At 71.4% G+C, this 26,904-nt stretch carries 29 protein-coding genes and 1 tRNA gene; 16 read left to right on the top strand and 14 right to left on the bottom strand.

The genetic code is table 11. The features are described 5' to 3' along the window. Nucleotides 1–98 precede the first annotated feature (98 nt). Nucleotides 99–851 (top strand): hypothetical protein, encoded by a 753-nt coding sequence (locus tag ACFFBG_RS11610; protein WP_375478800.1) that lies wholly within the window; start codon nucleotides 99–101, stop codon nucleotides 849–851. Between the two features lie 88 nt (nucleotides 852–939). Here ACFFBG_RS11610 and ACFFBG_RS11605 read toward each other — a convergent pair whose 3' ends face one another. Continuing rightward, a complete protein-coding gene (locus tag ACFFBG_RS11605; protein WP_375478798.1) occupies nucleotides 940–2,523 on the bottom strand; it encodes a glycoside hydrolase family 13 protein in 1,584 nt (527 codons plus the stop codon). 52 nt (nucleotides 2,524–2,575) lie between these two features. Continuing rightward, nucleotides 2,576–3,004: a globin gene (locus tag ACFFBG_RS11600; protein ID WP_375478797.1), complete on the bottom strand. Its 429-nt coding sequence runs from the start codon at nucleotides 3,002–3,004 to the stop codon at nucleotides 2,576–2,578. 36 nt (nucleotides 3,005–3,040) lie between these two features. Between ACFFBG_RS11600 and ACFFBG_RS11595 the strand changes: the two genes are divergently transcribed. Next, the gene (locus tag ACFFBG_RS11595) at nucleotides 3,041–4,441 is read left to right on the top strand and encodes a dihydrolipoyl dehydrogenase family protein (protein WP_375478795.1); all 1,401 of its coding nucleotides are present in this window, start codon (nucleotides 3,041–3,043) and stop codon (nucleotides 4,439–4,441) included. 139 nt (nucleotides 4,442–4,580) lie between these two features. Here the strand turns inward: ACFFBG_RS11595 and ACFFBG_RS11590 are convergent, their stop codons facing one another. Continuing rightward, entirely contained in the window at nucleotides 4,581–5,636 is a 1,056-nt protein-coding gene (locus ACFFBG_RS11590) for a mechanosensitive ion channel family protein (protein WP_375478793.1), read from the bottom strand. Nucleotides 5,637–5,763: 127 nt separating this feature from the next. On the opposite strand from ACFFBG_RS11590, the gene ACFFBG_RS11585 reads away from it, so the two are divergent. From ACFFBG_RS11585 to ACFFBG_RS11570, 4 genes are all read left to right on the top strand, one after another. Beyond that, nucleotides 5,764–6,279: an HNH endonuclease gene (locus ACFFBG_RS11585; RefSeq protein ID WP_375478791.1), complete on the top strand. Its 516-nt coding sequence runs from the start codon at nucleotides 5,764–5,766 to the stop codon at nucleotides 6,277–6,279. Between the two features lie 126 nt (nucleotides 6,280–6,405). After that, entirely contained in the window at nucleotides 6,406–7,836 is a 1,431-nt protein-coding gene (locus tag ACFFBG_RS11580) for an amidase (RefSeq protein WP_375478789.1), read from the top strand. Nucleotides 7,837–7,873: 37 nt separating this feature from the next. Then, the gene (locus tag ACFFBG_RS11575; RefSeq protein WP_375478787.1) at nucleotides 7,874–8,125 is read left to right on the top strand and encodes a hypothetical protein; all 252 of its coding nucleotides are present in this window, start codon (nucleotides 7,874–7,876) and stop codon (nucleotides 8,123–8,125) included. After that, nucleotides 8,115–8,534 (top strand): DUF5130 family protein, encoded by a 420-nt coding sequence (locus tag ACFFBG_RS11570; protein ID WP_375478785.1) that lies wholly within the window; start codon nucleotides 8,115–8,117, stop codon nucleotides 8,532–8,534. The genes ACFFBG_RS11575 and ACFFBG_RS11570 overlap by 11 nt, the downstream gene beginning before the upstream one ends. A 130-nt stretch (nucleotides 8,535–8,664) precedes the next feature. Here ACFFBG_RS11570 and ACFFBG_RS11565 read toward each other — a convergent pair whose 3' ends face one another. Both ACFFBG_RS11565 and pepN read right to left on the bottom strand, forming a co-directional pair. Next, nucleotides 8,665–9,615, bottom strand: coding sequence for a lytic transglycosylase domain-containing protein (locus ACFFBG_RS11565; RefSeq protein ID WP_375478783.1), 951 nt, complete (start codon nucleotides 9,613–9,615; stop codon nucleotides 8,665–8,667). A 407-nt stretch (nucleotides 9,616–10,022) separates the two neighbouring features. Further along, nucleotides 10,023–12,587, bottom strand: a complete 2,565-nt coding sequence (pepN, locus tag ACFFBG_RS11560; RefSeq protein WP_375478781.1) for an aminopeptidase N — start codon at nucleotides 12,585–12,587, stop codon at nucleotides 10,023–10,025. 56 nt (nucleotides 12,588–12,643) lie between these two features. On the opposite strand from pepN, the gene ACFFBG_RS11555 reads away from it, so the two are divergent. Together ACFFBG_RS11555 and ACFFBG_RS11550 are read left to right on the top strand one after the other, a co-directional pair. Next, a complete protein-coding gene (locus ACFFBG_RS11555) occupies nucleotides 12,644–13,102 on the top strand; it encodes a peroxiredoxin (protein ID WP_375478779.1) in 459 nt (152 codons plus the stop codon). Between the two features lie 46 nt (nucleotides 13,103–13,148). Then, nucleotides 13,149–13,775 carry a DsbA family protein gene (locus tag ACFFBG_RS11550; RefSeq protein WP_375478777.1) on the top strand — a complete coding sequence of 209 codons (627 nt, stop codon included), beginning with the start codon at nucleotides 13,149–13,151 and terminating at the stop codon, nucleotides 13,773–13,775. Between the two features lie 9 nt (nucleotides 13,776–13,784). Here ACFFBG_RS11550 and ACFFBG_RS11545 read toward each other — a convergent pair whose 3' ends face one another. Both ACFFBG_RS11545 and ACFFBG_RS11540 read right to left on the bottom strand, forming a co-directional pair. Further along, nucleotides 13,785–14,192 (bottom strand): hypothetical protein, encoded by a 408-nt coding sequence (locus ACFFBG_RS11545; RefSeq protein ID WP_375478775.1) that lies wholly within the window; start codon nucleotides 14,190–14,192, stop codon nucleotides 13,785–13,787. Further along, the gene (locus ACFFBG_RS11540) at nucleotides 14,192–15,397 is read right to left on the bottom strand and encodes a molybdopterin-dependent oxidoreductase (RefSeq protein WP_375478773.1); all 1,206 of its coding nucleotides are present in this window, start codon (nucleotides 15,395–15,397) and stop codon (nucleotides 14,192–14,194) included. The genes ACFFBG_RS11545 and ACFFBG_RS11540 overlap by 1 nt, the downstream gene beginning before the upstream one ends. 233 nt (nucleotides 15,398–15,630) lie before the next feature. On the opposite strand from ACFFBG_RS11540, the gene ACFFBG_RS11535 reads away from it, so the two are divergent. The 3 genes from ACFFBG_RS11535 to ACFFBG_RS11525 are packed head-to-tail and all read left to right on the top strand — an operon-like array spanning nucleotide 15,631 to nucleotide 18,621. Beyond that, nucleotides 15,631–16,317 (top strand): TetR/AcrR family transcriptional regulator, encoded by a 687-nt coding sequence (locus ACFFBG_RS11535; protein ID WP_375478771.1) that lies wholly within the window; start codon nucleotides 15,631–15,633, stop codon nucleotides 16,315–16,317. Further along, nucleotides 16,317–17,480, top strand: a complete 1,164-nt coding sequence (locus ACFFBG_RS11530; RefSeq protein ID WP_375478769.1) for a serine hydrolase domain-containing protein — start codon at nucleotides 16,317–16,319, stop codon at nucleotides 17,478–17,480. Before ACFFBG_RS11535 ends, ACFFBG_RS11530 begins: the two co-directional genes overlap by 1 nt. A gap of 25 nt (nucleotides 17,481–17,505) precedes the next feature. After that, nucleotides 17,506–18,621, top strand: coding sequence for a DUF952 domain-containing protein (locus tag ACFFBG_RS11525; RefSeq protein ID WP_375478767.1), 1,116 nt, complete (start codon nucleotides 17,506–17,508; stop codon nucleotides 18,619–18,621). Here the strand turns inward: ACFFBG_RS11525 and ACFFBG_RS11520 are convergent. Next, the gene (locus ACFFBG_RS11520) at nucleotides 18,575–19,582 is read right to left on the bottom strand and encodes a cytochrome c oxidase assembly protein (RefSeq protein WP_375478765.1); all 1,008 of its coding nucleotides are present in this window, start codon (nucleotides 19,580–19,582) and stop codon (nucleotides 18,575–18,577) included. The two genes, ACFFBG_RS11525 and ACFFBG_RS11520, sit on opposite strands and share 47 nt — an antisense overlap. Before the next feature lie 109 nt (nucleotides 19,583–19,691). Between ACFFBG_RS11520 and ACFFBG_RS11515 the strand changes: the two genes are divergently transcribed. Further along, nucleotides 19,692–20,165, top strand: a complete 474-nt coding sequence (locus ACFFBG_RS11515) for a ribose-5-phosphate isomerase (protein WP_375478763.1) — start codon at nucleotides 19,692–19,694, stop codon at nucleotides 20,163–20,165. Nucleotides 20,166–20,277: 112 nt separating this feature from the next. On the opposite strand, the gene ACFFBG_RS11510 is transcribed toward ACFFBG_RS11515, so the two are convergent. Next, on the bottom strand, nucleotides 20,278–20,433 hold the full coding sequence (locus ACFFBG_RS11510) for a hypothetical protein (RefSeq protein WP_375478761.1): 156 nt from the start codon (nucleotides 20,431–20,433) through the stop codon (nucleotides 20,278–20,280). A 422-nt stretch (nucleotides 20,434–20,855) separates the two neighbouring features. On the opposite strand from ACFFBG_RS11510, the gene ACFFBG_RS11505 reads away from it, so the two are divergent. Then, nucleotides 20,856–21,659 (top strand): esterase/lipase family protein, encoded by an 804-nt coding sequence (locus ACFFBG_RS11505; protein WP_375478759.1) that lies wholly within the window; start codon nucleotides 20,856–20,858, stop codon nucleotides 21,657–21,659. Here the strand turns inward: ACFFBG_RS11505 and ACFFBG_RS11500 are convergent. Then, nucleotides 21,652–22,788, bottom strand: coding sequence for a cysteine--tRNA ligase (locus ACFFBG_RS11500; RefSeq protein ID WP_375478757.1), 1,137 nt, complete (start codon nucleotides 22,786–22,788; stop codon nucleotides 21,652–21,654). The two genes, ACFFBG_RS11505 and ACFFBG_RS11500, sit on opposite strands and share 8 nt — an antisense overlap. Before the next feature lie 48 nt (nucleotides 22,789–22,836). Here ACFFBG_RS11500 and ACFFBG_RS11495 point away from each other — a divergent pair. Then, nucleotides 22,837–22,907, top strand: a tRNA-Gly gene (locus tag ACFFBG_RS11495). 18 nt (nucleotides 22,908–22,925) lie between these two features. Here the strand turns inward: ACFFBG_RS11495 and ACFFBG_RS11490 are convergent. Beyond that, complete coding sequence (locus tag ACFFBG_RS11490; RefSeq protein ID WP_375478756.1) at nucleotides 22,926–23,969, bottom strand: tyrosine-type recombinase/integrase; 1,044 nt, start codon at nucleotides 23,967–23,969, stop codon at nucleotides 22,926–22,928. A 350-nt stretch (nucleotides 23,970–24,319) separates the two neighbouring features. Between ACFFBG_RS11490 and ACFFBG_RS11485 the strand changes: the two genes are divergently transcribed. Further along, a complete protein-coding gene (locus tag ACFFBG_RS11485; protein ID WP_375478754.1) occupies nucleotides 24,320–24,967 on the top strand; it encodes a hypothetical protein in 648 nt (215 codons plus the stop codon). An 87-nt stretch (nucleotides 24,968–25,054) separates the two neighbouring features. On the opposite strand, the gene ACFFBG_RS11480 is transcribed toward ACFFBG_RS11485, so the two are convergent. Continuing rightward, complete coding sequence (locus ACFFBG_RS11480) at nucleotides 25,055–25,363, bottom strand: hypothetical protein (RefSeq protein ID WP_375478752.1); 309 nt, start codon at nucleotides 25,361–25,363, stop codon at nucleotides 25,055–25,057. A 383-nt stretch (nucleotides 25,364–25,746) separates the two neighbouring features. Between ACFFBG_RS11480 and ACFFBG_RS11475 the strand changes: the two genes are divergently transcribed. Beyond that, complete coding sequence (locus tag ACFFBG_RS11475) at nucleotides 25,747–25,977, top strand: hypothetical protein (protein ID WP_375478751.1); 231 nt, start codon at nucleotides 25,747–25,749, stop codon at nucleotides 25,975–25,977. A gap of 21 nt (nucleotides 25,978–25,998) precedes the next feature. Here ACFFBG_RS11475 and ACFFBG_RS11470 read toward each other — a convergent pair whose 3' ends face one another. Together ACFFBG_RS11470 and ACFFBG_RS11465 are read right to left on the bottom strand one after the other, a co-directional pair. Then, a complete protein-coding gene (locus tag ACFFBG_RS11470) occupies nucleotides 25,999–26,271 on the bottom strand; it encodes a hypothetical protein (protein WP_375478749.1) in 273 nt (90 codons plus the stop codon). A gap of 288 nt (nucleotides 26,272–26,559) precedes the next feature. Then, entirely contained in the window at nucleotides 26,560–26,811 is a 252-nt protein-coding gene (locus tag ACFFBG_RS11465; RefSeq protein WP_375479225.1) for a transposase, read from the bottom strand. Nucleotides 26,812–26,904: the final 93 nt, after the last annotated feature.

Below are 26,904 nucleotides of genomic sequence, written 5' to 3'. Positions count from 1 at the left end.
TTGCGCACAGAACGCTCCACGATTCCGCAGGGACCCCGCATGAGAACCCCGCGAAATCGTTGCGCACAGAACGCTCCACGATTCCGCAGGGACCCCGCATGACGACACGGGCGGGAGCTGCCCTGAGCGCCGCGCACCGCGACGCGGCGCAGGAGCTGCTGCCGCTGCTGCGGCGCGCGGCAGAGCTCGATCCGCGTTGCGTCGCCCGGCTGCAGTTCCGGGCCGGCGCCGCAACGGCGTTCCTCCGCTTGCCGTTCGGGGTGCTTGTGTCGCGCTCGGTGGCGACCAGCGGCCCAACGGGCTCCGTGGACAAGGACGCGGGCGTAGGCGCTGGCGAAACGGCAGGCGGGGCGGTGGGCCAACCGGTTGTCGAGGCGGTCGCCGCGGCGCGTGAGCTCGTCGACTGGTTGGCCGCCGCCGCGAATCTGCCTCAGCCGCGCGACGCCGACTGGCACGCCAGTGTTCCGCCCCGCGTCGGCTGGCGAAGGCTCGAGACGGTGCCCGATGACGTCATCCGCGGCCTCGTCCGCAAGGGCGCGCTCGCGCTCAAGGATGCGGCGGCCCGCGAAGGCGTCCCGGGCGCCCAACTGCGCGCGGAGGTAGCCGCCGCGTTGCTCGACACCGTGGTGCTCACCGTGACTGACGACGCCGTCTCCTCGACCGCGACGACTCCGAAATCCGGCACCGCCGAGGTGACGCTGCGCGCGCTGAGCGCGCTCACCCGGATGGGGTTCTTGCCGCGCGGCGGGGCTGCGCACATCGACGTTGCCGGTCGCTGGATCCGCGTCGCCGCCGGCTACGGCACCGTCTACCTCGAGAAGCCCGGCGCGGGGCTGGCTTTGCTCCGTTGAGCGAAGCCGCGTCCCACCCCGTCGTGGTCGATTTTGAGACTCGACCCCTCGGTATGGGAAGGCGCCGCAGAAGCGGGAGCGAGCAGGTTCAGCGCAGCCAGGCCGCGGTGTCTGGCGGCAGGCCGTCGCCAACCGGCCCGGAGGCGAGCAGGATCTCGCCCGACGGCAACGGCGCCGTCGCCTCGCCGGCGTTCAGCGTCACCGTGATGGCGCCACGGCGATAGGCCAGGCAGCCGGGCGGCGCCTCGACCATCGCGAAGTCTGCCGTCTGCAGCTCGGGCAGCGAGCGCCGCAACCGCAGCGTCTCCCGGTACAGCGCGAGAGTCGAGCCGGGATCGGTCCGCTGGGCGGCGACCGTGCGATCGCGCCATGACGCCGGCATGGGCAGCCACGTCGTCGTCGCGGTGCTGAAGCCGAACGGCGGCTCGTCGCCGGCCCACGGCATCGGCACCCGCTCGCCGTCCCGGCCGCGGACAGTGCGCCCGGACCGCTCCCACGTCGGGTCCTGCAGCGCGTCATCCGGCAGCTCGACATTTTCCAGCCCCAGCTCGTCGCCGTTGTACAGATACGCCGCCCCCGGCAGCGACAGCTGCACCAGTGCCGCGGCCCGCGCCCGAGCCACGCCGCGCGGACCGCCGCCGTAGCGGGACGCCACCCGCGTCACGTCGTGGTTCGACAACACCCAGGTGGACGCCGCGCCGACCCGCGCCATCGCCGCGAGCGAGCGCTCGATGGCCGAACGCAGCTCGTCGGCGCCCCATGTGGCCATGACCAGCTCGAAGTTGAAGGCGAGGTTGAGTTCGTCCGGGCGGACGTATCGCGCCAGCCGGTCCGGGTCGGCCACCCACGCCTCGCCCACCGCCATCCGATCGCCGGGGTAGCTGTCGAGCAGCCGGCGCGTCGCCCGGTGGTGGTCGTGCACCGCGTCGCGGTCCCAGCGGAGGTCGTCGACAGGCGGCATCGTCCCGCCATCGGCGAGCGCCCTCAGCACTGAGAGGTCCATGTCCGGCAGCCCCGGCTCCTTCGCCATCGAATTCGCGACGTCGATCCGGAAGCCGTCCACGCCGCGATCGAGCCAGAACCGCTCGATCCGCTCGAACTCCGCCGGCACATCGGGGTTCGTCCAGTCGAGGTCGGGCTGCTCGGGCGCGAACAGGTGCAGGTACCAGTCGCCGTCGGGCAATCGCGTCCACGCCGGGCCGCCGAACGCGGACGGCCAATTGTTCGGCGGCTCGTCGCCGTCCGGCCCGCGTCCCGGCCGGATGATGAAGCGGGCGCGCTCCGGGGTGTGCCGGCCGCCGGCGAGGACGGCCTGGAACCACGGATGCTCGATGGAGAAGTGATTCGGGACGATGTCGACGGTGACCTTGAGGTCGCGCTCATGGGCGGCGGCCAGCAGCGCGTCGAAATCCGCGAGCGTGCCGAACAGCGGGTCGACGTCGCACGGGTCGGCCACGTCGTAGCCGCCGTCGGCCATCGGAGAGCGGTAGAACGGCGAGAGCCAGACCGCGTCGACGCCGAGTTCGACGAGGTGGTCCAGCCGCTCCAGCACGCCGATGAGGTCGCCGGCGCCGTCGCCGTTGCCGTCGGCGAAGCTGCGCGGGTAGACCTGGTAGACGACCGCGGTCGCCCACCACGGCAGGCCGAAAGCGTTTTGAGTCACGGCCGCCATTGTGCCGGACCGCCAGTAGGGTCGACCTCGTCTCGGCTCGGCACCGGTCGGCTCAGCCCGGGGTGTTGCGCAGCGAGTCCGCCGCGGACACGAGGTAGTCCCAGAGCACCTGCTCGGCGGCGGGCGCGAGGTCGAGGGCGTCGAGCGCGGCGCGCATGTTCGCCAGCCAGGCGTCGCGAGCTGCGCTGTCGATCTGGAACGGCGCATGCCGCAGCCGCAACCGGGGGTGGCCGCGCTGCTCGGAGTACGTGCGCGGGCCGCCCCAGTACTGGATCAGGAACATCCGCAGCCGCTCGGCCGCCGCGGCGAGCTCGTCGTCCGGGTACAGCGGACGCAGCACCGGATCGACCTCGACGCGAGCGTAAAACTCCTGTACCAGCCTGGTGAAGGTCGCGTCGCCGCCCACGGCCGCGTAGAACGTGTCGGCCCGGCCGTCGCCGTCCGGCGCGTCGGCAGCGTTGCCGTCGGGAGAGCCAGTCACCGGGCCATTGTGGCCGACGGCGCTACCGTCGCAGCCATGGACTATGACGTGATCGTGTTGGGGCTCGGGCCGGGCGGCGAAGAGGTGGCCGGCTCGCTCGCGGCGGCCGGCCAGTCCGTGCTCGGCGTGGACGAGCGGCTGGTCGGCGGCGAGTGCCCGTACTTCGGCTGCATCCCGTCCAAGATGGTGCTGCGCGGCGCCGAGGTGCTCGCCGAATCCCGGCGCGTCCCGCTGTTGTCCGGCCAGTCCTCTGACGAACCGGACTTCGGCCAGGTGGCCAAGCGGATCAGCGACGAGGCCACCGACGACTGGAACGACCAGGTCGCCGTCGACCGCATGGTGGGCAAGGGCGTGACGTTCGCCCGCACGAGCGGCCGCCTCGCTGGGCGTGCCGACGACGGCCGGCTGCGGGTCGAGGTCGGCGGCGACACGCACACGGCGGCGCGCGTCGTGGTGGCTACCGGCACCGCGCCGGCGCTGCCGCCCATCGACGGGCTGGCCGATCTGCCGCGCGGCGTCGAAAACCTCGTCTGGACGAACCGGGAGATCCTGCGGGCCAAGGTCGCGCCGGCGTCGGTGGTCGTCATCGGCGGCGGCGCGATCGGCTGCGAACTGGCGCAGGGCATGTCGCGGTTCGGCGTCGCGGTCACCGTGATCGAGTCGGCGCCGCACCTGCTGATGCCGGAGGAGCCGGAGGCCGGCGCGGTCATCGCCGAGGTGTTTGAGCGCGACGGCATCACGGTGCGGCAGGGCGTCGGCGTGCAGCGGGTCGCCGCGGGCGGCGAAGGGGTCATCGTCACGCTCGCCGACGGCAGCACCGCGACGGGGGAGAAGCTGCTCGTCGCGGCCGGCCGCAAGCCGAACCTGGACGCGATCGGCCTGGACACCGTCGGCCTCGACCCGTCGGCGAAGCATCTCGACGTGGACGAGCACATGCGGGTGCTGCGCGACGACGCGCCGGTCAAGGGCGTCTACGCAGTCGGCGACATCACCGGCCGCGGCGCCTTCACCCACGTCGCCGTCTGGCAGGCGCGGGTCCTCGAGGCGCACTTGCAAGGCAAGGCCGAGCCCTACGGCGGCTACCACGGCCTGGCGTGGGCGACGTTCACCGAGCCCGAGGTCGGCCGGGTCGGGCTGACCGAGGCGCAGGCGCGGGACAAGGGCCTGAGCGTGCGGGTCGGCGTCCAGCAGATCTCGTCGAACAGCCGCGGCTGGATTCACGGGCCGGGCAACGACGGGTTCCTCAAGGTCGTCGAGGACGCCGACCGCGGCGTCCTGGTCGGCGCCACGGCCGCCAGCCCGTATGGCGGCGAGCTGCTCGGCATGCTGACGCTGGCGGTGCACGCCGAGGTGCCGGTCGCGACGATGCTGACCATGCACTACGCCTTCCCGACGTTGCACCGCGGCGTGCTCGAGGCGCTCCAAGCGCTCGCCTGAGCGGCCACGCCACCACCCGCGAGTTGTCCTCGCTGTGTCGGCCTCCGCGCCGTTGTAGCGAGGACAACTTCGCGATCCTTTGCAAGTTGTCCTCGCTGTGTCGGCCTCCGCGCCGCTGTAGCGAGGACAAGTCGCGAGGTCAGGCAGGCGGCGGCCCGGTTTGCGGTGCGTCGTTCGACCGCGGCGGGGTCTGCGGCACGTCGTCCGCCGGTGCGGGACCGGCCTGTGCGGGACCGGCCGGTGCGGGATCGGCGTCTGGTTGGTCGGGGGTGTCGATGTCGAGCCGGTCGAGCCGCTCACGGATGCGCCGGCGCAGCTCGCGGGCCGTCCGCCACTGCTCGAGCGGGCGCACCTTCGCCACCAGCCGGATCACCGTCTCCTCGCGGGTCATCGACTCGACGCCCTGCACCTCTGGCGCGCTGAGGAACACCGGCTCCCAATCTTCCTCCGCAGCCATCGCCAGCGCGGTCTCGCGCATCGCCGCGGCCGCCCGGTCGACTTCGGCGGAGGCGTCGATCGGGATGTCGAGCACGACCTGGGCGAACCCCTGGCTCTTGTTGCCGACCCGCACCACTTCGCCGTTGCGCACGTACCAGACCGTGCCGTTGACGTCGCGCAACCGGGTCGAGCGCAACCCGACGGCCTCGACCGTGCCGCTTGCCTTCTCGAAGTCGATGACGTCGCCGACCCCGTACTGGTCCTCGAGCAGCATGAACATGCCGGACAGGAAGTCCTTGACGATGTTCTGGGCGCCGAAGCCGAGCGCGACGCCGACGATCGAGGTGCCGGCGATGAAGGGCGCGAGGTCGATCTGCAGCTCGCTGAGAACGAGCAGGAACGCGACGACGAAGATCGTGATCGACGTGGCGGACTTCAGCACCGAGCCGAGCGTCGCGGCGCGCTGCTTGCGACGTTCGGACAGCAGGCCGGCGGATTCCAGGAACGAGCTGCCCTCGAGGCGCTCCTTGAACGGCCGGAGCAGGCGCGGGGTGTCGTGGTCGCTGGTCGCCGGGCGCACCAGCCGGCCGATCATCCGCCGCAACACGGCACGCAGGATGAGCGCGACAAGAATGATCACCACGATCCGGATCGGGATCTCGATCAGGACCCTGCGGTGGTCGTGCAGGAACTTGGGCAGGACGGTCGGCCGCAGCGCCGCGGGCATTGCCAGCGCTGGGGGCAGTGCGATGTCCATTCGGCCGAGCTTGCCACGGCCGGCGTGAGTCGGACGACGACCGGCCCCGCGAGCTGTGGCGTCGCGCGCGAAGTTGCGTGCGGGAACCGGCCGGGTCCGGTTGACTGTAGCCAGAACGGAGGACGCGATGGGCGCTGCGCTGGTGCTCAACGCGACGTACGAGCCGCTGTGCGTCGTGCCGCTGAGGCGTGCCGTCGTTCTCGTGCTGGCCGAGAAGGCGGTGGTCGTCGAGGCCGCCGACGGGACCCTGCGTTCGGAGCGGATGGTGATCGCCGCGCCCAGCGTGGTGCGTTTGAGCCGATACGTCCGGGTTCCCTACCGGGCCAGGGTGCCGATGTCGCGGCGCGGCGTGCTGAACCGCGACGGCGGCAGATGCGCCTACTGCGAGGGCAGGGCCGACACCATCGACCACGTTGTGCCGCGCAGCCGGGGCGGCCTGCACGCGTGGGACAACGTCGTCGCCGCCTGCGCCCGGTGCAACCACCGCAAAGCCGACCGGATGCTCGCCGAGCTCGGCTGGTCGCTGTCTTTCCGGCCGAGCCAGCCGGTCGTCAGCGGCAGTTTCGCCGCCGGCTACGCCGCCCGGCAGCCCGCGTGGGAGCCGTACCTGAACGCGTGGACGCCGGCGGAAGAAGCGTCCTGAGCGCGCGCAACCCACAGTGGTCAGTTACGAGGCTCAGTGGTCGGCCACGGGCGACCACTGTGCGTGTAAGTGACCACTGTCAGCGGGTTAGCGTGGGAAACAGCGTCCCCCTGCGAGGCTGACGGCATGGCCGAGCTGCACGACCTGTCCGCGCTCGAGGCTGCCGCCGCGGTCCGCCGCCGCGAGGTCAGCCCGAGCGAACTGGTCGAGCACGCCCTCGACCGGATCGCCCGGCTGGACGAGCGGGTCGGGTCGTTCGTCACGGTCACCGCCGACGCCGCCCGCGCGCAGGCCCGGGCGGCCGACCAAGCTGTCCTCGCCGCGCCCGACGCCGCGCAGCTGCCGCCGCTGCTCGGCGTCCCGACGGCGATCAAGGACCTGAACATGGTCGCCGGGGTGCCTACCAAGCTGGGCTCGGCCGCGTTCGCCGACTTCGTGCCCGACTACGACGACGCCGTGGTCGAGTCGTTGCGCGCCGCCGGCACGATCAGCGTCGGCAAGACCGCGACGCCGGAGCTCGGTCTGCCCTGCTACACCGAGACCGACATCGGGCCGCCGGCTCGCACCCCGTGGGATCTCGGCCGGCTGGCCGGCGGATCGAGCGGTGGGGCCGGCGCGGCCGTCGCCAGCGGTTTCGTGCCGATCGCGCAGGGCAGCGACGGCGGCGGCTCGATCCGCATCCCGGCCAGCGTCTGCGGCCTGGTCGGGTTGAAGACGTCGCGCGGGCGGATCTCACGTGGCCCGATCGACCTCGACGCCACTCGGCTCAGCGTGCTCGGCCCGCTCGCCCGGACCGTCCGCGACGCGGCCGCGTTCCTCGACGTCACCGCTGGCCCTCGGCTCGGCGACCCGGACGCGCGCGACGCGCTGCCCCACGGCGAGAGCTATGCGGGCTGGTGCGACCGCGATCCCGGCCCGCTGCGCTTAGGGCGTTGCGCCCAGTCGCCGATCGAGGCCGAACTCGACCCGGAGGTCCGCGCCGCGTGGGAGCACGCGTCGGCGCTGCTCGCGTCGCTCGGCCACGACGTCGAGGACGTCGCCGCGCCGCTGCCGCCGCAGGCCGTGCCGCATTTCGAGATGGTCTGGTCGGTGTCCGCCGCGACCGCTCCGGTGCCCCCGGAGCGCGAGCGCCTGCTGCGCCCGCTGACCCGGCACCTTCGCGAGCGCGGCCGAGATGTCAGCGGCGCGCAGTTCGCGGCGGCGCTCGGCGCGCTCAACGTGCTTGCCCGCCGCGGCATCGCCGCCAGCGCCCACCTGGACGCGGTGCTCACGCCCACGCTCGCGCTGCCGCCGCAGCCCGTCGGCTGGTTCACCTCCGACGACGATCCCGCGGCGGACTTCGAGCGGCAGAAGCGATTCACGCCGTTCACCGCGATGTACAACATGACCGGTCAGCCCGCGATCTCGCTGCCGATGTACGAGACGTCCGGCGGGTTGCCGATCGGCGTCATGCTCGTCGGGCGGCCAGGCGGCGAGGCCTCGCTGCTCGCGCTCGCCGCGCAGCTGGAGGCCGCCCTGCCCTGGGCGGCGCGCCGGCCGCCGATCTGGACGGCCTGAGCGCGGACGCTCAGCCGGCGTTCGCTACCGTTGTCGCGTGACGATCGTGCAGACATTGCTGGTCTTCGTCGGCATCCCCGCGGCGATCATCGCGCTGCTCGCGCTCGCCGTGTACGGCAAGACGATGGTGCGCCAGCCCACCCGGTACCGGCCGGGCAAGCCGTGGAACTTCGAGCCGTCGTGGTACGTGCCGCACCCGGACGCCGTGATCGACTCGCCGGCCGGCCGGCAGCTTGAAGGGGCCGGCTCGTCCACCACCGCCACGGGAGGTGCGAGCGGTGAGTGGTGAGCTGACCATCCGGCCCAGCAACGAGCTGCAGTACGGCCCGAAGGGCGCCGAGGCGACCGACGGGCCCTTCACCGCGCGCCAGCTCGGCCGGCTGGACGAGGCGCTGACGCTCTCCAGCCACGAGACCGGGCTGACGTTCTCCGTCTACGTCGGCGAACTAGTGAAGCCGACCAGGGCGCACGCCGAGGCGCTGTTCGAGAAGCTGACCGACTCCTCGGTGCTGATCGCCGTCTCGCCCGGGCAACGCACCCTGCACATCGTCACGGGGCCGAACTCGGCGAAACGGCTGCCGAACCGGTCGTGTGCGCTTGCCGCGCTCGCGATGCGCGCGTCGTTCACCAACGGCGACCTGACCGGCGGTCTGGTCACCGGACTGCGCATGCTCAGCGACTCCGCCGGCGGTCGTTGACCGACCTCAGCCGCCGCGCTCGGTTGGCCGCGCCGGCAGCGGCGGGGCTCGTCGGCGGGACGGGCCCGGAGTGCGCGAGCCGGGGCAGCGGGCCGCAACTGGCGCCGACCGGCGTGCCGCTCACGCGCACCTATCCGTCGTAGGCAGCCGCCAACGCCAGCACGTGCGCGACGTACTCGTCGGTATGGTCGTACGCGAACAGCGCTTTCTTTTGGTTCGCGCGGATGCGCAGGTTGCCGCCGGCGGCGCAGAGATAGCGCGCCGCGCCCAGCGCCGCGTCGTTGATGTCGAAGACGTTCGCCGTGCCGTCGCCGTCGCCATCAGCGCCGTACAGCGCCCAGGTCGTCGGAATGAACTGCATCGGCCCCAGCGCATGGGCGTAGACGGCGTCGCCGTCCAGCGCGCGGCCATTGGTCGGCGCCTTGACGTAGGCCCAGTGCACGCCGTCCAGGGCAGGGCCGATGATCCGCGGCGTCGACAGGCCGTCGGCGTGCAGCACCGCGCCGTTCAGGCGACCGTGGTCGGACTCGACCCGGCCGATCGCCGCGAGCAGGTACCAGCGCAGCCCGCAGCCCGGTTGGGCGTCGGCCAACCGCCTCGCCGCGACGCGGTAGGCGTTGAGCGCGACCGTCGGGATGCCGCCGGCGGCGGGGCCGCTGAAGACGCCGTGCCCGGCCGGCGCGCTCGTGGCCGCGTGGACCGGCGTCGCGGCGAGCGTCGTGCGAGCCGTGGAGACCGCTGCCGCCGGCGCGATCAGCCGGGTCGGCACGACGACGGAATCCACCCGGGCGGCCGAGTCGGCGCCGGCCAACGAGGCGGTGAGGGCCGTCGCGGCCAGCGTGATCAGGCAGGCGAGGGCGGCGACGACGGTGTGCGTTTCGACGCGCAGCGCGGAGTTCACCCACGCTGTGCCCGCCCGCAGCGGCCCCGGCCCCGGCAGCGGCCCCGGCCCCGGCCGCGGCCCCGGCCCCGGCCGCGGCCCCGGGGCGGCGCGACGCGCCGAGCCGTGCGCCGCAGCGGGGCCAAGACGGGCGCGACCGGCGCCGTGCGCCGGCAGCCGACGGACCGGATCCGGCAGCACCGGCGGCTCGTCGTCCAGCCGAGGGCGAGACCGCGACGGCGCAGCGCCCGGCATCGGAGCAGGCGGCGCCGACGGAGCAGGCGGCGCCGACGGAGCAGGCGGCGCCGACGGAGCAGGCGGCGCCGACGGAGCGGGCCGTGCGAGTGGTGCGCGTGGTGCCGGCCGAGCCCGGGGTTGCGGGCGGCGCGCACTGTCTGTCGGGTGCATCGCCGCTCCGGACACGCGAATCGTTCACGCCCGCGGGGGACGGGCGTCGTACGCACGCTAAACGCTAAACCATGACTTGAGGGTCATATTTTGCGCGTGGCGTGCAAGCGGCGCAAGAACGGGAAGTCCCGACGCGCTGGTCCACAGTGCCCTGCCCGCCGCCTACTCGGCGGCTCCCCGACGGCGCTACCCGGCGGCGCTTACCCGGCGGCGCTGTCGGCGGCGCGGGCGGTCAAGGCGCGCTGCACGTCCGCCCGGCCCTCGACGATCAGCCGGCGCAGCGCGGTCGGCAGTTCCTCGCCTGCGAGAAACGCGTCGGCGGCGTCCAGCGAGGACGGCGCGATCGTCGACGTCCAGGTCGGGAACAGCCCAACCACGACGTTCTGGGCGAGCTCGCTGGTCCGGCGCTCCCACACGCCTCGGATGTCCGCGAAGTACCGCTCGAGGTACGGCGCGATCAACTCGCCCTGCGTCGGGTGGGCGAAGCCGGCGATCACCGCCTCCTGCATCGCGTTCGGCAGCGTCTCGTCGTCGACGGCAAGCCGCCACGCCTCGGCCTTGGCCTCGACCGTCGGCTGCAACGCCCGCGCGGTCGCGGCGTGCCGCTGCCCGGCGGCGGACGGGTCGCGGGCCAACTCCGCCGCGATCTCGTCGAGGCCGATCGCGCCGAGCGCGGACAGCGTGGCGACGATCGACCAGCGCAGGTCCGTGTCGACGGCAAGGCCGGCCGGCGCGGTGCTGCCGTCGAGCAGACCGCGCACGAACTCGACCTGCGCCGGCGTGCGCGCAGCGGCCAGCACGGTGTGGGCCCAGGCCAGCTGGTGGTCCGAACCGGGCGCGGCTGCCTGCAGCGCGGCGCTCGCGGCGTCGGCCAGGGCGGCGTATCCCTGCGGCGCCCAGTCCGGGTCCGCGTAGATCTCCAGCGCCCGCGCCGCCTGCCGGGTGAGCGACTGCATGACGCCGATGTCCGCCTCGTGCGGCGCGCCGGCCACGACGAGCGCCAGATAGTCGCGCGTGGCGAGCTCGCCGTCGCGGGTCATGTCCCACGCGGCCGACCAGCACAGCGCCCGGGCCAGCGGCGACTCCAGCTTGGCGATGCCGCCGGTGCGCAACGTCTCCAGGCTGCCGTCGTCGAGTCGCTGCTTGCAGTACGTCAGGTCGTCGTCGTTGATCAACAACAGCGCGGGCCGGTGGGCGCCGACCAGCTCGGGCACGGCCGTGTGCTCGCCGGTCACGTCGAGTTCCACCCGCCGGATGCGCTCGAGCCGTCCGTCGCGCTCCTCGTACAGCCCGACGGCCAGCCGGTGCGGGCGAGGCGTGTTCGAGGTCGCCACGTCGGTCGGCGTGCTCTGCACGATGCCGAAGGAGGTGAACACGCCGTCCGCGTCGACCTCGAAGCTCGCCCGCAACGTGCTGATGCCGCTGGTCTCCAGCCACAGCTTCGACCAGTCGCCGAGGTCGCGGCCGGACGCGTTCTCCAACGCCCGCAGCAGATCGGCGAGCGTCGTGTTGCCGTAGGCGTGCTCGGCGAAGTACTCCCGCAGCCCGGCGAGAAACGCGTCGACGCCGACGTAGGCGCCGAGCTGCTTGAGCACGCTCGCGCCCTTGGCATAGGTGATGCCGTCGAAGTTCACCTCGGCGGTCTGCACGTCCGGCGCGTCGGTGGCGATCGGGTGCGTGGAAGGCAGCTGGTCCTGCCGGTAGGCCCAGGTCTTCTCGACGTTCGCAAACGTCGACCACGCGTCGCGCCACCGCGTCGCGCTCGTCTGGCAGAGGACGGAGGCGTACGTCGCGAAGGACTCGTTCAGCCACAGGTCGTCCCACCACCGCATGGTGACCAGGTCGCCGAACCACATGTGCGCCATCTCGTGCAGGATCGTCTCGGCCCGCCGTTCGTAGCGGGCGTCGGTGACCTTGCTGCGGAACACGTAGTCCTCACGGAACGTCACCGCGCCGGCGTTCTCCATCGCGCCGGCGTTGAACTCCGGCACGAACAGCTGGTCGTACTTGTCGAAGGCGTACCGGACGCCGAAGTTGGCGTTGTAGTAGTCGAAACCCTGCTTGGTGACCTCGAACAGCGCGTCGGCGTCGAGGTGCTCGGCGAGCGTCTTGCGGCACCAGAGCCCGAGGTCGATGCCGTCGTGGGTCTCGGAGACGACGTGGTAGGGCCCGGCGATCAACGCGGTGATGTACGGGCTGATCCGCGGCGTCGTCGCGAAGCGCAGCAGCTTGCCCGCGGCCAGCGGCTCGACGGTTTCGAGCCGGCCGTTGCTGCACACCTCCCAGTGCTCCGGCGCGATCACCCGCACGGTGAACGCGGCCTTGAGGTCCGGCTGGTCGAAGCAGGCGTACATCCGCTTCGCGTCCGCCGTCTCGAACTGCGAGTAGAGATAGGTTTCGCCGTCGAGCGGGTCGACGAAGCGGTGCAGGCCCTCCCCGGTGTTCGTGTAGAGCAGCTGGGCGTCCACGACCAGCGTGTTCTGCTCGGCGAGCCCGGACAGCGTGATGCCGTCTTCCGGCCGGTAGCCGCTGACGTCGACGTCCGCGCCGTTCAGCGTCACCGCGTGAAAGCTGTCGGCGACGACGTCGATGAACGTCTCAGCCCCTTCGCGGGCGGCGAACTCGACGGTCGTCGTCGAGCGGAACGTCAGCTCCGACGGCTTCCCGCCGCCGTCGGTGAGGTCCAACGCGATGTCATAGCTGTCGACCCGCAGCAGGTCGGCTCGCAATCGGGCATCGTCGCGAGTCAGGTTCGGCACGGCCACGCACCGAGTCTTTCACGCCCTCGGCGACCGGCGCGGCCCGCGGTTACTGTGAACGCATGCGCGAAGGTGACGAGGTTCCCGACTTCCAGCTGCCCGACCAGAACGGCGAAGTCCGGTCGCTGTCCGGTCTGCTCGCCGACGGCCCAGTGGTGCTGTTCTTCTATCCGGCCGCGATGACGAGCGGCTGCACGAAGGAGGCGTGCCACTTTCGCGACGTCGCCGCCGACTACCAGGCGGCGGGCGTCCAGCGGGTCGGGATCAGCCGCGACTCGGTCGACAAGCAGAAGCAGTTCGCCGACCTGCACTCCTTCGACTACCCGCTGCTGGCCGACGAAGACGGCAAGGTCGCCGAGATCTTCGGCGTCGCCCGGGGCAAGATCGGCCAGCGGCTCGGCGCGCCGGTCAAGCGCTGGACGTTCGTGATCGGCGCCGACCGGACGGTCGTGAAGGTGATCCACAGCGAGGTCAACATGGATCTGCACGCCGACGAGGCGTTGAAGGCGCTCGCCTCCTGACAGCGCGGGGGAGTAGTGCGGAGTAGATCGGAGTAGAAAGGTTGACATGACTACTTCTTCGACCTCGCCGGGCAACCCTGTCGTCGACTTCTACTTCGACCCGCTCTGCCCGTTCGCCTGGGTGACCTCGCGGTGGATCCTCGAGGTCGAGCAGCAGCGCGACATCGAGCTGAGCTTCCGCGTCATGTCGCTCGCGCTGCTGAACAAGGACAAAGACCTCCCCGACGAGTACCGCGAGATGATGAAGCGGGCCTGGGGTCCGGTGCGCGTGTGCATCGCGGCCGAGCAGCAGCACGGCAACGCGGTGCTGCGCGATCTGTACACCGCGCTCGGCACCCGCCGGCACAACGACGAGCGCGAGTTCGACCGCGAGCTGATCGTCGAGGCGCTCAAGGAGGCGAACCTGCCGGTCGAGCTCGCCGACGCCGCGGAGTCGACGGAGTACGACGACGCGCTGGAGAAGTCGCACCACGCGGGCATGGACCCCGTTGGCATGGAGGTCGGCACGCCGACCATCCACATCGACGGAGTCGCGTTCTTCGGCCCCGTCCTCACCCGCATCCCGCGCGGCGAGGACGCGGTGAAGCTGTGGGACGGCGCCCGGCTGGTCGCCGAGTACCCCTACTTCTTCGAGCTCAAGCGCACCCGCACCGAGTCGCCGCGCTTCGACTGACGGTCGCGGTCAGCGCCGCCCGCGGGCGACGCTGACCGCGTAGAGCAGCACCGACGCGACGGCGATGACGGCCAGGATGATCAGCAGGTTCGCCGCGAAGTCCTGCTGGAGGATCGCCTTGACCTTCGGCTGGCTGTACGCGCGGTGGATCATCGGCAGCGCGATGGCGGTGACCAGCGCGCCGCTGATGAGCGCACCCTGCACGTAGCGGCGGGCCCGGGGCGGCACGAATTTCGCCACAAGCACGCCGACGCCGACGACGATCGGCGACAGCACGCCGTCGTGTATCGCGACCGCGGCGACGAGCCACAAGCCCAGCACCAGCACGTCGGAGAGCGGCACTTGGGTCAGCAGCCGGAAGACGCCGAACAGCGCCAGCAGGACGCCGGCCGAGCCGAGCGCGAGCCGCAGGCGCATCAGAGGACCTCGACCGTCTTGAGCCACTTGGTGTTCAGCACGCCGGCGCGGTTCGGGGCGATGAGCCGCAGCGGGTAGCCGTGGTCGATGTCGATCCGCGTTCCGTTGAGGTGGGTGGCGAGCAGCGCCTCGCTCAGCTGCGGGCCGAAGATCACCGACTGGTTGAACGACCCGTGCGGCTCCAGCGAGACGAGCCGGATGTGCGAGTCGACGTCGCCGCCGGCGCGCCGGACGATGTCGATGAGCTTCATGCCGCGCCACTCGGCGCCGACGCTCCACCCCTCGACGCAGGTGATCGGGAAGCTCGCCTCGTGCGCGGTGAGCTGCTCGATGTCGGCGAGGGTGAGGGCGAACGGCTGCGGGCCGCGCACCCGCAGCTGCCAGTCCGGCGCGACGGCCAGTTTCCGGACGCCGGCCTGGTCGGCCGTCCGGTTGACCGGCACGTGGGCCGGGCCCTTCTTGGACTGGCGGATCGCGAGCAGCCCGATCGGCTCCAACGGGGTGACGGTCTGGCCGACGCTGGTCAGCACGATGACCCCGACGCCGATGCCGGTCGCCGTGAGGACGCCGCGCCGGGAGATGCCCTCGGGGGTCGGGGGCGGCGGCGGCTTCTCGTCGTTGTTGCTGGAGGAATGCGGGTTGTCCTCCCACGGCACCTCGGTGAGGACGTCGCCGTCGGCGACCTTGGCCTTCAGGCCGTATTTGATGTCCGGCAGCTTCACCGCGATGTGCAGCAGGATCGAGCCGACCACGACGTAGGCCAGGAAGCGGTGCACCGGCACGAAGCTCCACGGCCACGGGTACCAGTTGAGCGCGTTGAAGAAGCCGGTCGTGAGTTCGACCAGCGCCGAGGCGACCAGCACGGCGACGGACAGCCGCTCGATCGCGTGCTTGGCCGATTTCGCGGGCGGCCAGCGGAACAGGTTCGGGTAGACCGACCAGAGCTTGACCAGCAGCAGCGGGATCAAGATCGTGCCGGTCGCCACGTGCAGGCCCTGGGTGATGCGGTAGCCCCAGAGCGGCGCGGACGGCTCTGGCAGCCACGACCACGGGTGGTACTGGTAGTGGCTCAGCATGCCGGTCACGAAGCAGATGCTGAAGCAGATGCCGACCACCCGGCCGAGCCGGGCCGTGAGCGCGGTCGACCTGAGCGGGCTGGAGAAATGCGGCCACACCCGGGGCCGGCCCGCTGGCACGTCGGACACCACTGGCACTTCAGACGGCACTGGGACTTCAGACGGCACTGGGACTTCAGACGGCACTGGCACCTCACTGGCGTCGGACGTCGACGCGTCCGCGAGTCGTTGTGCTGATGTATTCGCGCCGTGCCGGCCTGTTGGTTCCGTGCGGGTTCCGCCGCCAGGCTACGACTATCAGCGCAGAGGTTGTCCAGAGCGGTGCTCTCGGTTTCTCCCCTGAGTGTGCGAGAGTCGTCGCCGTGACCGCACCGACGGCCCGTGCCCAGGCTCGCGAGCAGATGACCGAGCAGATCAAGGCCACGGCACGGGAGCACTTGGCAGGCGACGGGCCGAACCTCTCGCTGCGCGCGGTCGCCCGTGACCTCGGCGTCGTGTCCTCCGCCGTCTACCGATACTTCGCCAGCCGGGACGACCTGCTGACCGCGCTGATTCTCGACGCCTACAACGAGCTGGGCCTCGCGGTGGACGAGGCGCAGGCGGCGCTGCCGCCGCGCGACATCGCCGGCCGCTGGGCGGCGATCTGCCGCGCCACCAGGCAGTGGGCGCTCGAGCACCCGCATGAGTACGCGCTGCTCTACGGCAGCCCGGCGCCCGGTTACGCCGCACCGCAGGACACCGTCGCGCCGGCCCAGCGGCCGGTGCTCGTGGCGCTGGGAGTCCTCGCGGACGCGGTCGACCGCGGCGTCGTCACGCCCCCGTCGGACCGGCTGCCCAGGTTGGTGCGCGCCGATCTGGAGTCGATCCGCCGGCTGTCCGGCGACGACATCCCGGCCACGCTGCTGGCTCGGTTGCTGAGCGTGTGGGCGCAGCTGCACGGGACGATCAGCTTCGAGCTGTTCGGCCGATGGCCTCACGCGATCGACGCCTGCGACGACTTCTTCGAGCTGCAGATCCGAATGATGGCGCGTCACCTGGGCATCGGCTGATGGACCAGCGGCGAAGAGCAGAGGGCTTCTGCGACCCCGCGTTCGCCGGCGTGCGCGAGCTGTTCGATGCCATCCTCGCCCACGACGATGACGACGGCGAGCTGGGCGGCGCGGTCGCCGCGCAGGTGGCCGGTCGGACCGTCGTCGACTTGTGGGGCGGCGTGGCGGACGGCCGCTCCGGCCGCGCGTGGCAGCGAGACACGGCGTGCGTCGCCTTCTCCGCCACCAAGGCCGTGACGGCTGCGGCCGCCCTGCTGCTTGCCGAGCGCGGCGCGGTTTCGCTCGCCAACGCGGTCGCCACGTGGTGGCCGGAGTTCGCGGCCGCAGGCAAGGACGGCGTCACCGGCGTCCACCTGCTGACGCATCAAGCCGGGCTGCCGTTCTTCGAACGGCCGATCGATGCCGCGCAGGCCGCGGATTTCGACGCGCTCGCGGCCGAGCTCGCCAGGCAGGCGCCGCAGTGGCCGCCCGGCTCGGCCCATGGCTATCACGCGACGACCTTCGGCTGGCTGGTCGGCGAGCTGATCCGGCGCGCGTCCGGCGTCAGCGTCCGCGAGTTCGTGCACGCAGAGCTCGGCGCCGACCTGCACATCGGGGTCGCGGCGGATGCGTTGGACGGCTCGGACGGCCCGGCCCGGATCGCCGCCGGGCGACCCAGCGTCGTCGACGAGCTGCCGGCGCCGAAGGCCGACGCCGGCCGGCTCGTCGCGGCCACTCGCGACCCGTCCTCGCCGTTCTCGCGCAGCACCGGCAATCCGGCGGCGTCGTTCAACAGCCCGGCGCTGCTCACCGCGCAGTGGCCGGCAGCCAACCTGGTCGTGACCGCGCGAGCCCTCGCGGACTTCTACGCGCGGCTGACGGCCGGCCGGATCCTCGCGCCCGCCACGATCCGCGACGCCGTGCGCGAGCGGGTCCGCGGGCCGGACCGCACGCTGGTGCTGGAAAGCGCGTTCGGGCTCGGGTTCATGCTGCCGTCGGCGAGCCTCTTCCTGCCCTCGCTCGCCCGGCCGACCGCCTTTGGGCACCCGGGGGCGAGCGGCGCCCTCGGGCTGGGCGACCTCGAGCGGCAGGTGGCGTTCGGCTACCTTCCCAACGTGGCCCGTCCCGCCCTCGGCGATCGTCGCGCGCACCGCCTCGTCCGCGCCCTGTACGAGTCGTTGTGAGAGTCGCCGCGGGAATGACGCGCCGGTGAGCGCGTCCCGCTACGTCGCGATCGGCGACAGCCAGACCGAGGGCCTGCTCGACCCGGACGGGCGCGGCGGATTTCGCGGGTGGGCCGACCGCTTCGCCGTGCACCTCGCCGACGCCGACCCGCACCTGCAGTACGCGAACCTCGCCATCCGCGGCCGGCTGCTCGGCCAGATCCACGACGAGCAGCTGGCGCCCGCGCTGGCGATGCGGCCCGACCTGGTCACCGTGATGGGCGGACTGAACGACGTGCTGCGGCCAGGATTCGATCTCGACACCGTGGTGAGACATCTTGAGGCCATGCTGTCCGCCGTCCAGGCGGCCGGCGCGGTCGCGATGACGAACACGTTCCCGGACATCGCCGCCATCGCACCCGTGTTGCGCCGTCTCGGGCCGCGCGTCGAGGCGTTGAACGCCGGCATCCGCGCGGCGGCCGGGCGACACGGCGCGCTGCTCGTCGACTTCGCCGAACGCGGCGTCGGCGCGGACTTGCGGCTGTGGAGCCCCGACCGGATCCACGCCAACCCGCTCGGCCACCGGCTGATCGCCGCGGCGTTCGCCGACACCCTTGGCCTGCCGGACCGCGGGGGCTGGGACGAGTCGCTGCCGTGGCAGCCGCCGGCCGGCTGGGTCAGGACGGCCGCTGCTGAGGCGCAGTGGGTCGGCACGACGTTGCTGCCATGGGTCGGCCGGCGGCTGCGCGGCAGGTCCTCCGGCGACGGCGTCGCCGCGAAGCGGCCGCGCCTGACGCCGGTGGCGCCGCTGTTCCACATCGTGCGGCCCGGCGAGTGGCCGTCGTCCGGCGACTACCGGCCGCCGTCGCTGCGCGAGCAGGGCTTCACGCACCTGTCCTTCGCCGACCAGGTTCCTGGCCCGGCCAACGCGCTCTACGGCGATGCCGTCGAGCTCGCGGTGGTCGAGCTCGACGGCGCGCGCATCGGCGTCGACATTCGCGTCGAGGACAGCTACGGCGAGGGCGTCGAGTATCCGCACGCGTACGGGCCGATCCCGGTCGACGCCGCCGTCGCCGTGCATCCGCTGCGCCGCGACGCCGGCGGGGCGTGGGTGTTCAGTCCGGACCCCGGCGCAGCCGTTGGCGCATCGCCGGATCGCTGAGCCACCACGGTTCGTCCCGGTCGACCAGCGGCTGCGCTGGCTGCGCTAGCTGTGCCGGCTCGATCGCGCGTCGCGACACGCGTTCGGCCTCGAGCACGGCGTCCACCTGCGCGGCGTCGCGGGCGTCGGCGCGCAACCACCGGCGGAACACCAACACCAGGAATGGCAGGTCGATCACCTCGGCCAGGCACCAGAGGATCGCGCCCGCCGTCTGTTGGTCGTGCAGCGGGCGCGGGCTCCACGCCTGCGGCACGCGGTGGTCGAACCACGACGTGGCCAGGCTGGCGTGCAGGCGCAGGACGACGCCGGGCAGCGCGTCGAGCACCAGCTCGAAGGAGCCGATCGCGAGCGACAGGCCGACCGCCAGCGAGCTGGTCTCCCGGTCGAGTCCCACCAGCGGCAACACCATCAGCGAGCCGATCACCAGCAGCGCGAGCTGCAGCGCCCAGCCGATCGGCGCGGCGCGGATCGCGAAGGCCGGCAGCGGGCCGAAGAACAGCGCCGCGCTCAACACCGGCACGAGCGCCGGGCCGATCAGCGGGCTCGCCGTCACCCGCGCGAACCGCGAGGCGAGGAATTGCTCGAGCACGCCGGGCTTTGGCTGCATGCCGGGCTTTGGCTGCATGCCCGGCTTCGGCCGCGTGCCGGCCGCGCGCGCCAGCTGCACGGGATGACCGGCGAGCACGAGGATCGGCACCGCCAGCCAGATCGCCAGGGTCTGCGTCGTCCACACCCAATACAGCGAGCGCGAATAGACCTGCAGGAAGCCGCAGCTCGCCCAGACCAGCGCCGCGACACCGACGCCGAAGACGATTGTGCGGCGCCTCGGCCACGGCCCGGCCAGCCGCCGCAGGTTGCGCGTATACGCGAACACCAGCGCGGCGGCGACGACGAGCGCGACCGGCTGCACCGTCCATTGGGTCAGCAGGGCGCCCGCCCCGGGACGCTCGAGCGCGGTCACGCCTCTATCGTCCATCACCGCGTCCTGCCGCGCCGACCGCACTGCCGCGCCGACCGCACTGCCGCGCCGGCCGCACTGCCGCGCCGGCCGCAACTGCAATGATCGGAGGATGCGCGTCTACCTGGGCAGCGACCACGCCGGCTTCGAGTTGAAGGCGCGGCTCGTGGAGCAGGTGCGCCACCTCGGCCACGAGCCGATCGATTGCGGCGCCCACACCTTCGACCCGCAAGACGACTATCCGCCGCCGTGCATCACCGCGGCCGCGCGGGCGATCGCCGATCCCGGCAGCCTCTGCGTTGTCATCGGCGGGTCCGGCAACGGCGAGCAGATCGCCGCGAACAAGGTGCGCGGCGTGCGGGCCGCGCTCGTCTGGAACGACGAGACCGCTCGGCTCGCCCGTCAGCACAACGACGCCAACGTCATCAGCATCGGCGCGCGCAACCACCCCGAGGACGACGCGGCGCGGTTCGTCGAGATCTTCCTGGCCACGCCGTTCTCGCAGGAGCCACGGCACGCCCGGCGCATCGACATGCTCGACGAGTACGAGCGGACCGGCGAGATCGCGGGTCACGAGACGAGCTGACGCCCCGCCCGCCGCAGTTTCGCTTCTCCTGGTTCCGTGTGGTTCCTTTTCGGCGCGAAATTGGACGGCACGAAACCAGGACAAGCGAGAGGTGCGGGCGCGGACGGGGCGTTTAGCTGCCTGCGGTGGGCTTCCAGTTGCGGTGCACGACGTGCACCGTGCGCTCGGCCTCCGCGAGATCGTCGTCGGTCGGGCGGTTGACGTCGCGGGCCCGCAGCGCGCCGCTCACGCCGAGTTGCGACGGCCCGGCGCCGACCAGATCGCGCATGCCTCGTTCGCCGCCGTCCCGCGGACCGCGCCGCTTGCGTGGTTGCTCCGCCGAGACGGGGGTCGCCGGTGCCGGTGCCGGTGCAGGTGCCGGTGCCGGTGCAGGTGCCGGTGCCGGGTCCCGGTCCGGGTCCGGCAGCGCCGCCGCCGCCGCGGCCGGCGCCCCCTGCCCGCGCTGGGCCCGACGCCGCCGACGAGGCGAGGGCTGCTCGGTCATGAGCGGCGGCTCGCCGCGAGCATCGCCGGGCCGCCCACGGCCCGAGGCGCGCAGCGGAGGGCGGCGACGGTTAACCCGGTCATGCCGCCATCCTGCCCGGCGCCCGCCTGCCCACGCGGGATGGCTGAAGTCGATCTTCAATTTCGACCACGGCAGGTGGGAAGGCGCCCCGCGTCCGCGCACAATGGAGGTATGCGAGAACGGTCATGACCGCGGCGCCGGGCCGGGTCGAGTGGGCCCCGGACGTCGTCGCCGCCAAGGCGGCTCAGCAGGCGGAGCTGCGCGCCTACGGCCAGCTGGTCAAGCTGCTCGGCCGGCCGGTGCAGCAACCGGCGCGGGCGCCCGGCAACACGTCGGCGATCTTGGTGCCCGGCTTCATCTCCGGCGACGTGTCGTTGACGGTGCTCGCCCGCGGCCTGCGCAGAAGCGGACATCGCACCTTCCGCAGCGAGATCGGCGCCAACCTCGGCTGCACCGACGACATGGTCGAGCGGCTGCTGCGTCGCGTCGAGGGGGTCGTCGAGGCCGAAGACCGCCGGATCGCCCTGGTTGGGCATAGCCGCGGCGGCATGGTCGTCAAGCTCGCCGCGGCAAGACGACCGGACCTCGTCGCCGGCATCGTCGTGCTGAGCGGGCCGGTCACTGGAACTCTCGGCGTGGCGCCGCACGTCCGCCGCCAGCTCGAGGGGTTGTTCCGGCTGCACGACCGGGGCGGCCGGTTCGCGAGCGTGATCAGCGCGGCTTGCGTCACCGGCGAGTGCGCGGCGCGGACGGTCGCCGAGTTGCTGGCGCCCTGGCCGGCCGACGTCGACTACACCTCCGTCTACTCCACGTCGGACGCGATCATCGACTGGCACACCTGCCTCGACCCGGCGGCCGAGCTGATCGAGGTGCGCTCGAGCCACACCGGCATGGGCACCGACCCGGCAGTGCGGCGGATCGTCGCCGACCGGCTGAAGCGCATCGCGACGACTGCCCGGCCGAAGGCCGGCGGCGCGGCGGTCAGCTGAGCGCGAGCAGCTCGATCAGCGTGCGCGCGGCCTGCCCGCCGTCTTCCAGGGCCATCGCAACCGCGCGCGGCACGTCGAGGTCGTCGAGCAGCGCGCCGGGCACCGCCGCTGCGCCGGGGGCCATGCCAGGACGGGCTGCCGCCGCGTAGAGCTGCTCGAGGGTGGCCTCGGCCTCGTCGAGCGCGCTGGGTTCGTACGCCCAGTCCGCCGCCCAAGGCCGGTTCAGGCACAGCAGCCGGACGGCGCCGGGGGAGTGCTCGCGCAGCAGATCCTCGACGAGCACCAGGTCGCCGCGCGACTTGGACATCTTCACGCCGTCGATGGTCACCACGCCGGCCCGCATCCACGAGCGGGCGAAAGGCGTGACGCCGGTGGCGGCTTCGGCGAGCGCAGCCTCGCTGGCGTGGTGCGGGAACGCGAGGTCGCCGCCGCCGCAGTGGATGTCGACGCTCGGGCCGAACAGCGCCAGCACCATCGCCGCGCACTCCGCGTGCCAGCCCGGTCGGCCGTCGCCCCAGGGGCTCGGCCACGACACCTCGTCGTCGGGACGGCAGGCCTTCCAGACGATCACGTCGAGCGGGTCGTCCTTGTCCGGGTCGTCCGGGTCGTCGTGGTATTCGGCCGCGAGCGTCAGCGCGTCGCCACGGCCGACGCCGAACTGGCCTGCGGCGTGAGCTGTCCGGGCGTACACGGCGCCGTTGCGCTCGTAGGCGGCGTCCTGGTCGAGCAGCGCGGCGGCGAGCTGGATGACGTGCCCGATGTGCTGCGCGGCGCTCGGCGCGAAGTCCGGCGGGCGGACCTGGAGCGTGGCCATCGTGCCCTCGAACGCCGCGCGCTGCAGGGTGGCGAGCATGGTGTGCGACTCGCCGCGGCGGCGCGCCTCGGCAAACAACACGTCGTCGACGTCGGTGACGTTGCGGGCGACCGTGACGGCGTGGCCATGCCAGCGCAACACCCGCTCGGCGGCGTCGGCCCAGATGTAGGTGGCAGCGTGGCCGAGATGGGTGACGTCATAGGGGGTGATGCCGCAGACGTACATCCGCACGTGGCCGACCATGGGCAGCGTCGTGGCGCCGAGCCGCAGGCGCATCGGCGGGCCGGTGAGGCGTGACGGGTTCACGCTCCGCATCCTGCCAGCGGCCCGGTATCGTGTGGCCGGCGGCGCGAGCCGCCGTCCGCGGGCGTAGCTCAATGGCAGAGTCTCAGTCTTCCAAACTGATTGTGCGGGTTCGATTCCCGTCGCCCGCTCTCCTGAAAGGCCCGGAATCACCGGCCTGCGAGTGGCTCCCCGTGTGGCCGCATTTCGAACAAGTTGGTTCTAGTCCGCAAAAAGTCCGCAGAATTTTTCGCGGAGTTCGCGCGGGATTTCGAACGAGCGGCGTCCATCCGGTCCGAAATCTCGTCGAGCCGGTCGGCGTAGAGGTGGCCGTACAGGTCGAGAGTCATCGTGGCGCTCGCGTGCCCGAGCATCGTTTGCACGACTTTCACGTCGGCGCCGGACGCGATGGCCAGCGACGCCGCGGTGTGGCGAAGGCCGTGCGGCGTGAGCCCGTCCAGTCCGGCGGCGGTCACTGCAGGGTCGAAGGCGTTGCGCCGAAACCAGCTCAGCTTGAGCACCGACGCGTCGGGGCGGGCGAACACCTGCTCGCTGGGAGCCTTACCGGCCACCAGTCGCGCGAGCTCGTCGACCAAAAAACGCGGGATCGGCACGCTGCGCGCCTGATGCGTCTTCGGCGTGCTGCGCACGATGCGCCCGGCCACCTCGGCGACTGCCTCGTCGATCGTGGCCCGGCGGCGCAGCAGGTCCAAGCGGCCGACCCGAAGGCCGGCCATTTCGCCGTACCTCACTCCGGTATAGGCCAGGAAGTAGATCGCGGCGCGGTACTCGCCTGCGGCCTCCGCAAGAGCATCGACCTCTTCGAGGGTGAGGTACCGCTTGCTCGCCCGATGCACCCGTGGGAGCACGGCGTACTCCGCAGGGTTGCGAGCCAGACGGCCCGACCGCACGGCGAGCTTCATCATCTGCGACAGGGCGACGTGCGCGGCACGCACGCGGGAGGCGGACAAACCGCGCGCCGACAGATCCGCGAGCCAAGAGACGACGTCCTCATGGCCGACCTCGGCCAGCGCCAGGCTTCCCCATCGTGGCTCGATGTGCGCCTTCAGCAGGCTTTCGTAGTCGCGCCTGGTGGTCGCTTTGAGGTTCGTCTTGGTCTCGAGCCACTTGCTCGACCACTCGCCAACAGTGATCCGCGACAGGGACCGGTCCACATAGCTGCCGTTCGCGATCTCCGTGGTGAGGGAGTTCAACCAATGCTGCGCGTCGATCTTGCGCGCGAAGTGTCGGGACAGCTCTCGGCCGGACGGATCCCGGTGACGAGCTCTCCACCGGCCATCAGGCCGCCTCGCGATGCTAGCCATCATGCCCCCCGAAATGCGGACGCTCCTAGCGCCTCATCACCTCAGGATGGGGTGCCGCCCCAGCCGGCGCAACAACGACGATTGGTCGTCGACGGCAGCTGTTGGCGGTTGGGGCGCAACAACGCTCATGGGGACCATCAGCAAGATCAAACGCGCTCAATTGCCGAGAGCCGGTAGTTCCGGACGATCTCGATTCCCGATCGTCTGAACCCGAGAACCCGTCTGCGAAGATCCTCCGCATGTCTCAGTCACGGGTTGCGGCCGAGGTTGCGAGATGGCGGTCCGACGATGACATCTCAATTGACCACGCCACGCTGATCGAGTCAGACGCCGACTGGCTGATGCCCGTGAAGCGGCTGACGCTCTGGTCGGTGAAGCATCCAACCGACCTCTTGTGGCGACTGCCATGTCTCGAATTCCTGGACATTCGTGGCGGGTCTGGCACCAGCATCAGCCAGGTTGCGCGCTGTCCCGCCCTGCGGGTGCTGGTCGTTAACCAGGTTCGCGGCATGAGCGACCTGGGTGCTGTGGCACAACTTTCGACCCTGGAGCTGCTGAGTCTGTACGGCTTGCCGAGGGTGCAGAACCTCCCCTCAACAGCCGGACTGCCGTTCCTGCACCGCGTCGAACTGGGCTCAATGAAGGGGCTAGCTTCGATTGCGCCGATCCTGGAGGCTCCTGACCTCCACGAACTGCAGTTGTCTCGGATGGTCAACCTTACGAGCGACGATGTGACAGCCATTCGAGAGCACGCCAGCCTGCTCAGATTTGGCTGGTATGCCGAAGATGTACCAGACAAGGTCTGGAAACCCGTCATCGAGGCGGTCTCCAAACCTGCTCCCGTCGCTCTGAGGCCCGAGACGTGGCTCGATCAGCACCCGCACTAGATCACCGCGCGCTCATGCCGCGTTGAGTTCTACCGCGCTTTGCTGCGGCGTTGTGCGCACCGTGCTTTCGGGTAGCACGCCGATCGCCTATGGGCGCCGGGCCCAGGTTGGCTCGCGATCGCCAGTTGGCGGGTCCGTGCCGACGAGTCGCGCTCCCGTCGCAGTCAGGGTGCCGTCTTGTTCCGCGACCAGGGTGCGGGTCCACACGGAGTAGTGGCGGCCTCCCGCCTGTTCTTCTGCCCAGCGAAGTACTTCGTCTGCGTCAGCCTCGTACACAATCTCCCAGGCCTGCGCCCATCCGGTTCCATCTGGCGTCCAGAAGCTGACGACGTAATTCGGGGCCTCGTCGGTGTCGGCATCGAGGTGCGGATTGCCAGTCCCATCGTCGAGCTTCATGGCTGGGGAGCTTAGAGCGCTACCGCGCTCTCATGCCGCACAGTGCGCGATGTCCGTGGTTGTGTGCCATCGTGAGGAGGCAGTGAATACTGGCGGCATGCCTGACGATGAGGGCTCGCCCGAGTCGGTGGCTCGTGCCAATTCTCTACGCGACATGGCTCGTGACATCAAGCCGGGGGTCGCTGGCCTCATGAGCCGCCAGCCCCCGAAGAGGACGGGGGTGTTCGCGAACCGCGACAACCTCGGCCCTAGAGGGCAGCGGCAGTGCGGCACACCAAAGCTCGAAGCCCGATAGAGTGAGGCATCCGCGTTGCGGCTTTACCGGATTTGCCGCCGCGCAGTCCGCCGGACTCTCGAGGCGACTCCGCGTGGAAGGTGGACAGATGGCCGAGAGCTATTGGGCTAGAAGAAGTCCCGCCGGTCGCGTTGCTTTGGGCTTCGGCATGGCCTGGGGCCCAGGCATCGTCATCGGGCTCGTGCTCTACCTCGTTACCTCACACTGGTACTTCGGCATCCTCGGTTTCGCGGTTGTTTGCGCGCTCACGTCGGTGGTTCTCGGCTCAATCGGAGCCACTTTGCGGAAAAGACGCGAACCGGGCGCAGGCGGTGACTGACGGTCAGCCGGTCTTTGTTTTCTATTCAACAGCTCCGATGATAAGCAGCACGATGCCCACGATGCCCGCCGCCAGCAGCGTCCGGCAGGCGACGCGCACGACGGCTACGTATCGAGCGTTGTAGCGATCGAAGAACGCTCGACGTTCGGGCGTGTCCCGCGCGCTTCCGGGAGGTGCCGGGTTTGGAGTGGGTGGTACCCCGTGGGTAGCGAGGTACTGCACGAAGCCGGTTATCGCCGCTCCCGCAAACCCGGCGCCCACCATGCCAGCGCCGAGCGCTTCCAGCGTGTGCATGAGGGCGGTCTACCCATCGCAGCGCGCTCACCGGCTTTGGCTACGAAGCGGCACCGTCCGCTCATGGCACCCCTCTGTGTCAACCAGTCGGCGCGAGCCGGGTTCTAGGCTTGCTGGTGGTGGGTCCGGGAAGAGACTGATCCGAAGTGTCGATGTCGGGGTGTGAGTCGGCCGCGCTGGATTGAAGTGTCGCCCCCGGTTGTCCTCCCGGGCCCGCCCCAGCAGCGCCGGCCAGGCGCCGGGCGTCGTTGTTCATGCGGGCGTAGACGATGTCGGAGAGTCGGCGTTTCAGGCAGCGCATCGCTTCCATGTTGGTCTTGCCGGCGGCCGTTTTGCGGTCGTAGTAACGGCGCCCTCACCGCCCTGACGCAGCTCGGTGAGGGCCATGATGTGCAGCACCCGGTTAATGCGTCGGTTCCCTGCTCGCGAGAGCCGATGCCGGTTCTGATCACCGGAGGAAGCGTCCAGTGGGGCGGTTCCGTTCCAGGAGGCGAAGCGGCCCTTGTCGGCGAAGCGGGAGATGTCACCGACGTCGCCCAACAATCGCGCAGCGCTTGAGGGTCCGATGCCATAGAGCTCGTGGCCTGACCCCGATTGCTCGATCCATGCCGAGTGAGAGTCTGATTGCCCCGA

Source organism: uncultured Jatrophihabitans sp., from assembly GCF_964251945.1.
In the GTDB taxonomy this organism is placed as follows: domain Bacteria; phylum Actinomycetota; class Actinomycetes; order Mycobacteriales; family Jatrophihabitantaceae; genus Jatrophihabitans.
The sequence above is the reverse complement of the archived record's forward strand: the minus strand, read 5'-3'. Positions and strand labels throughout refer to the sequence as shown.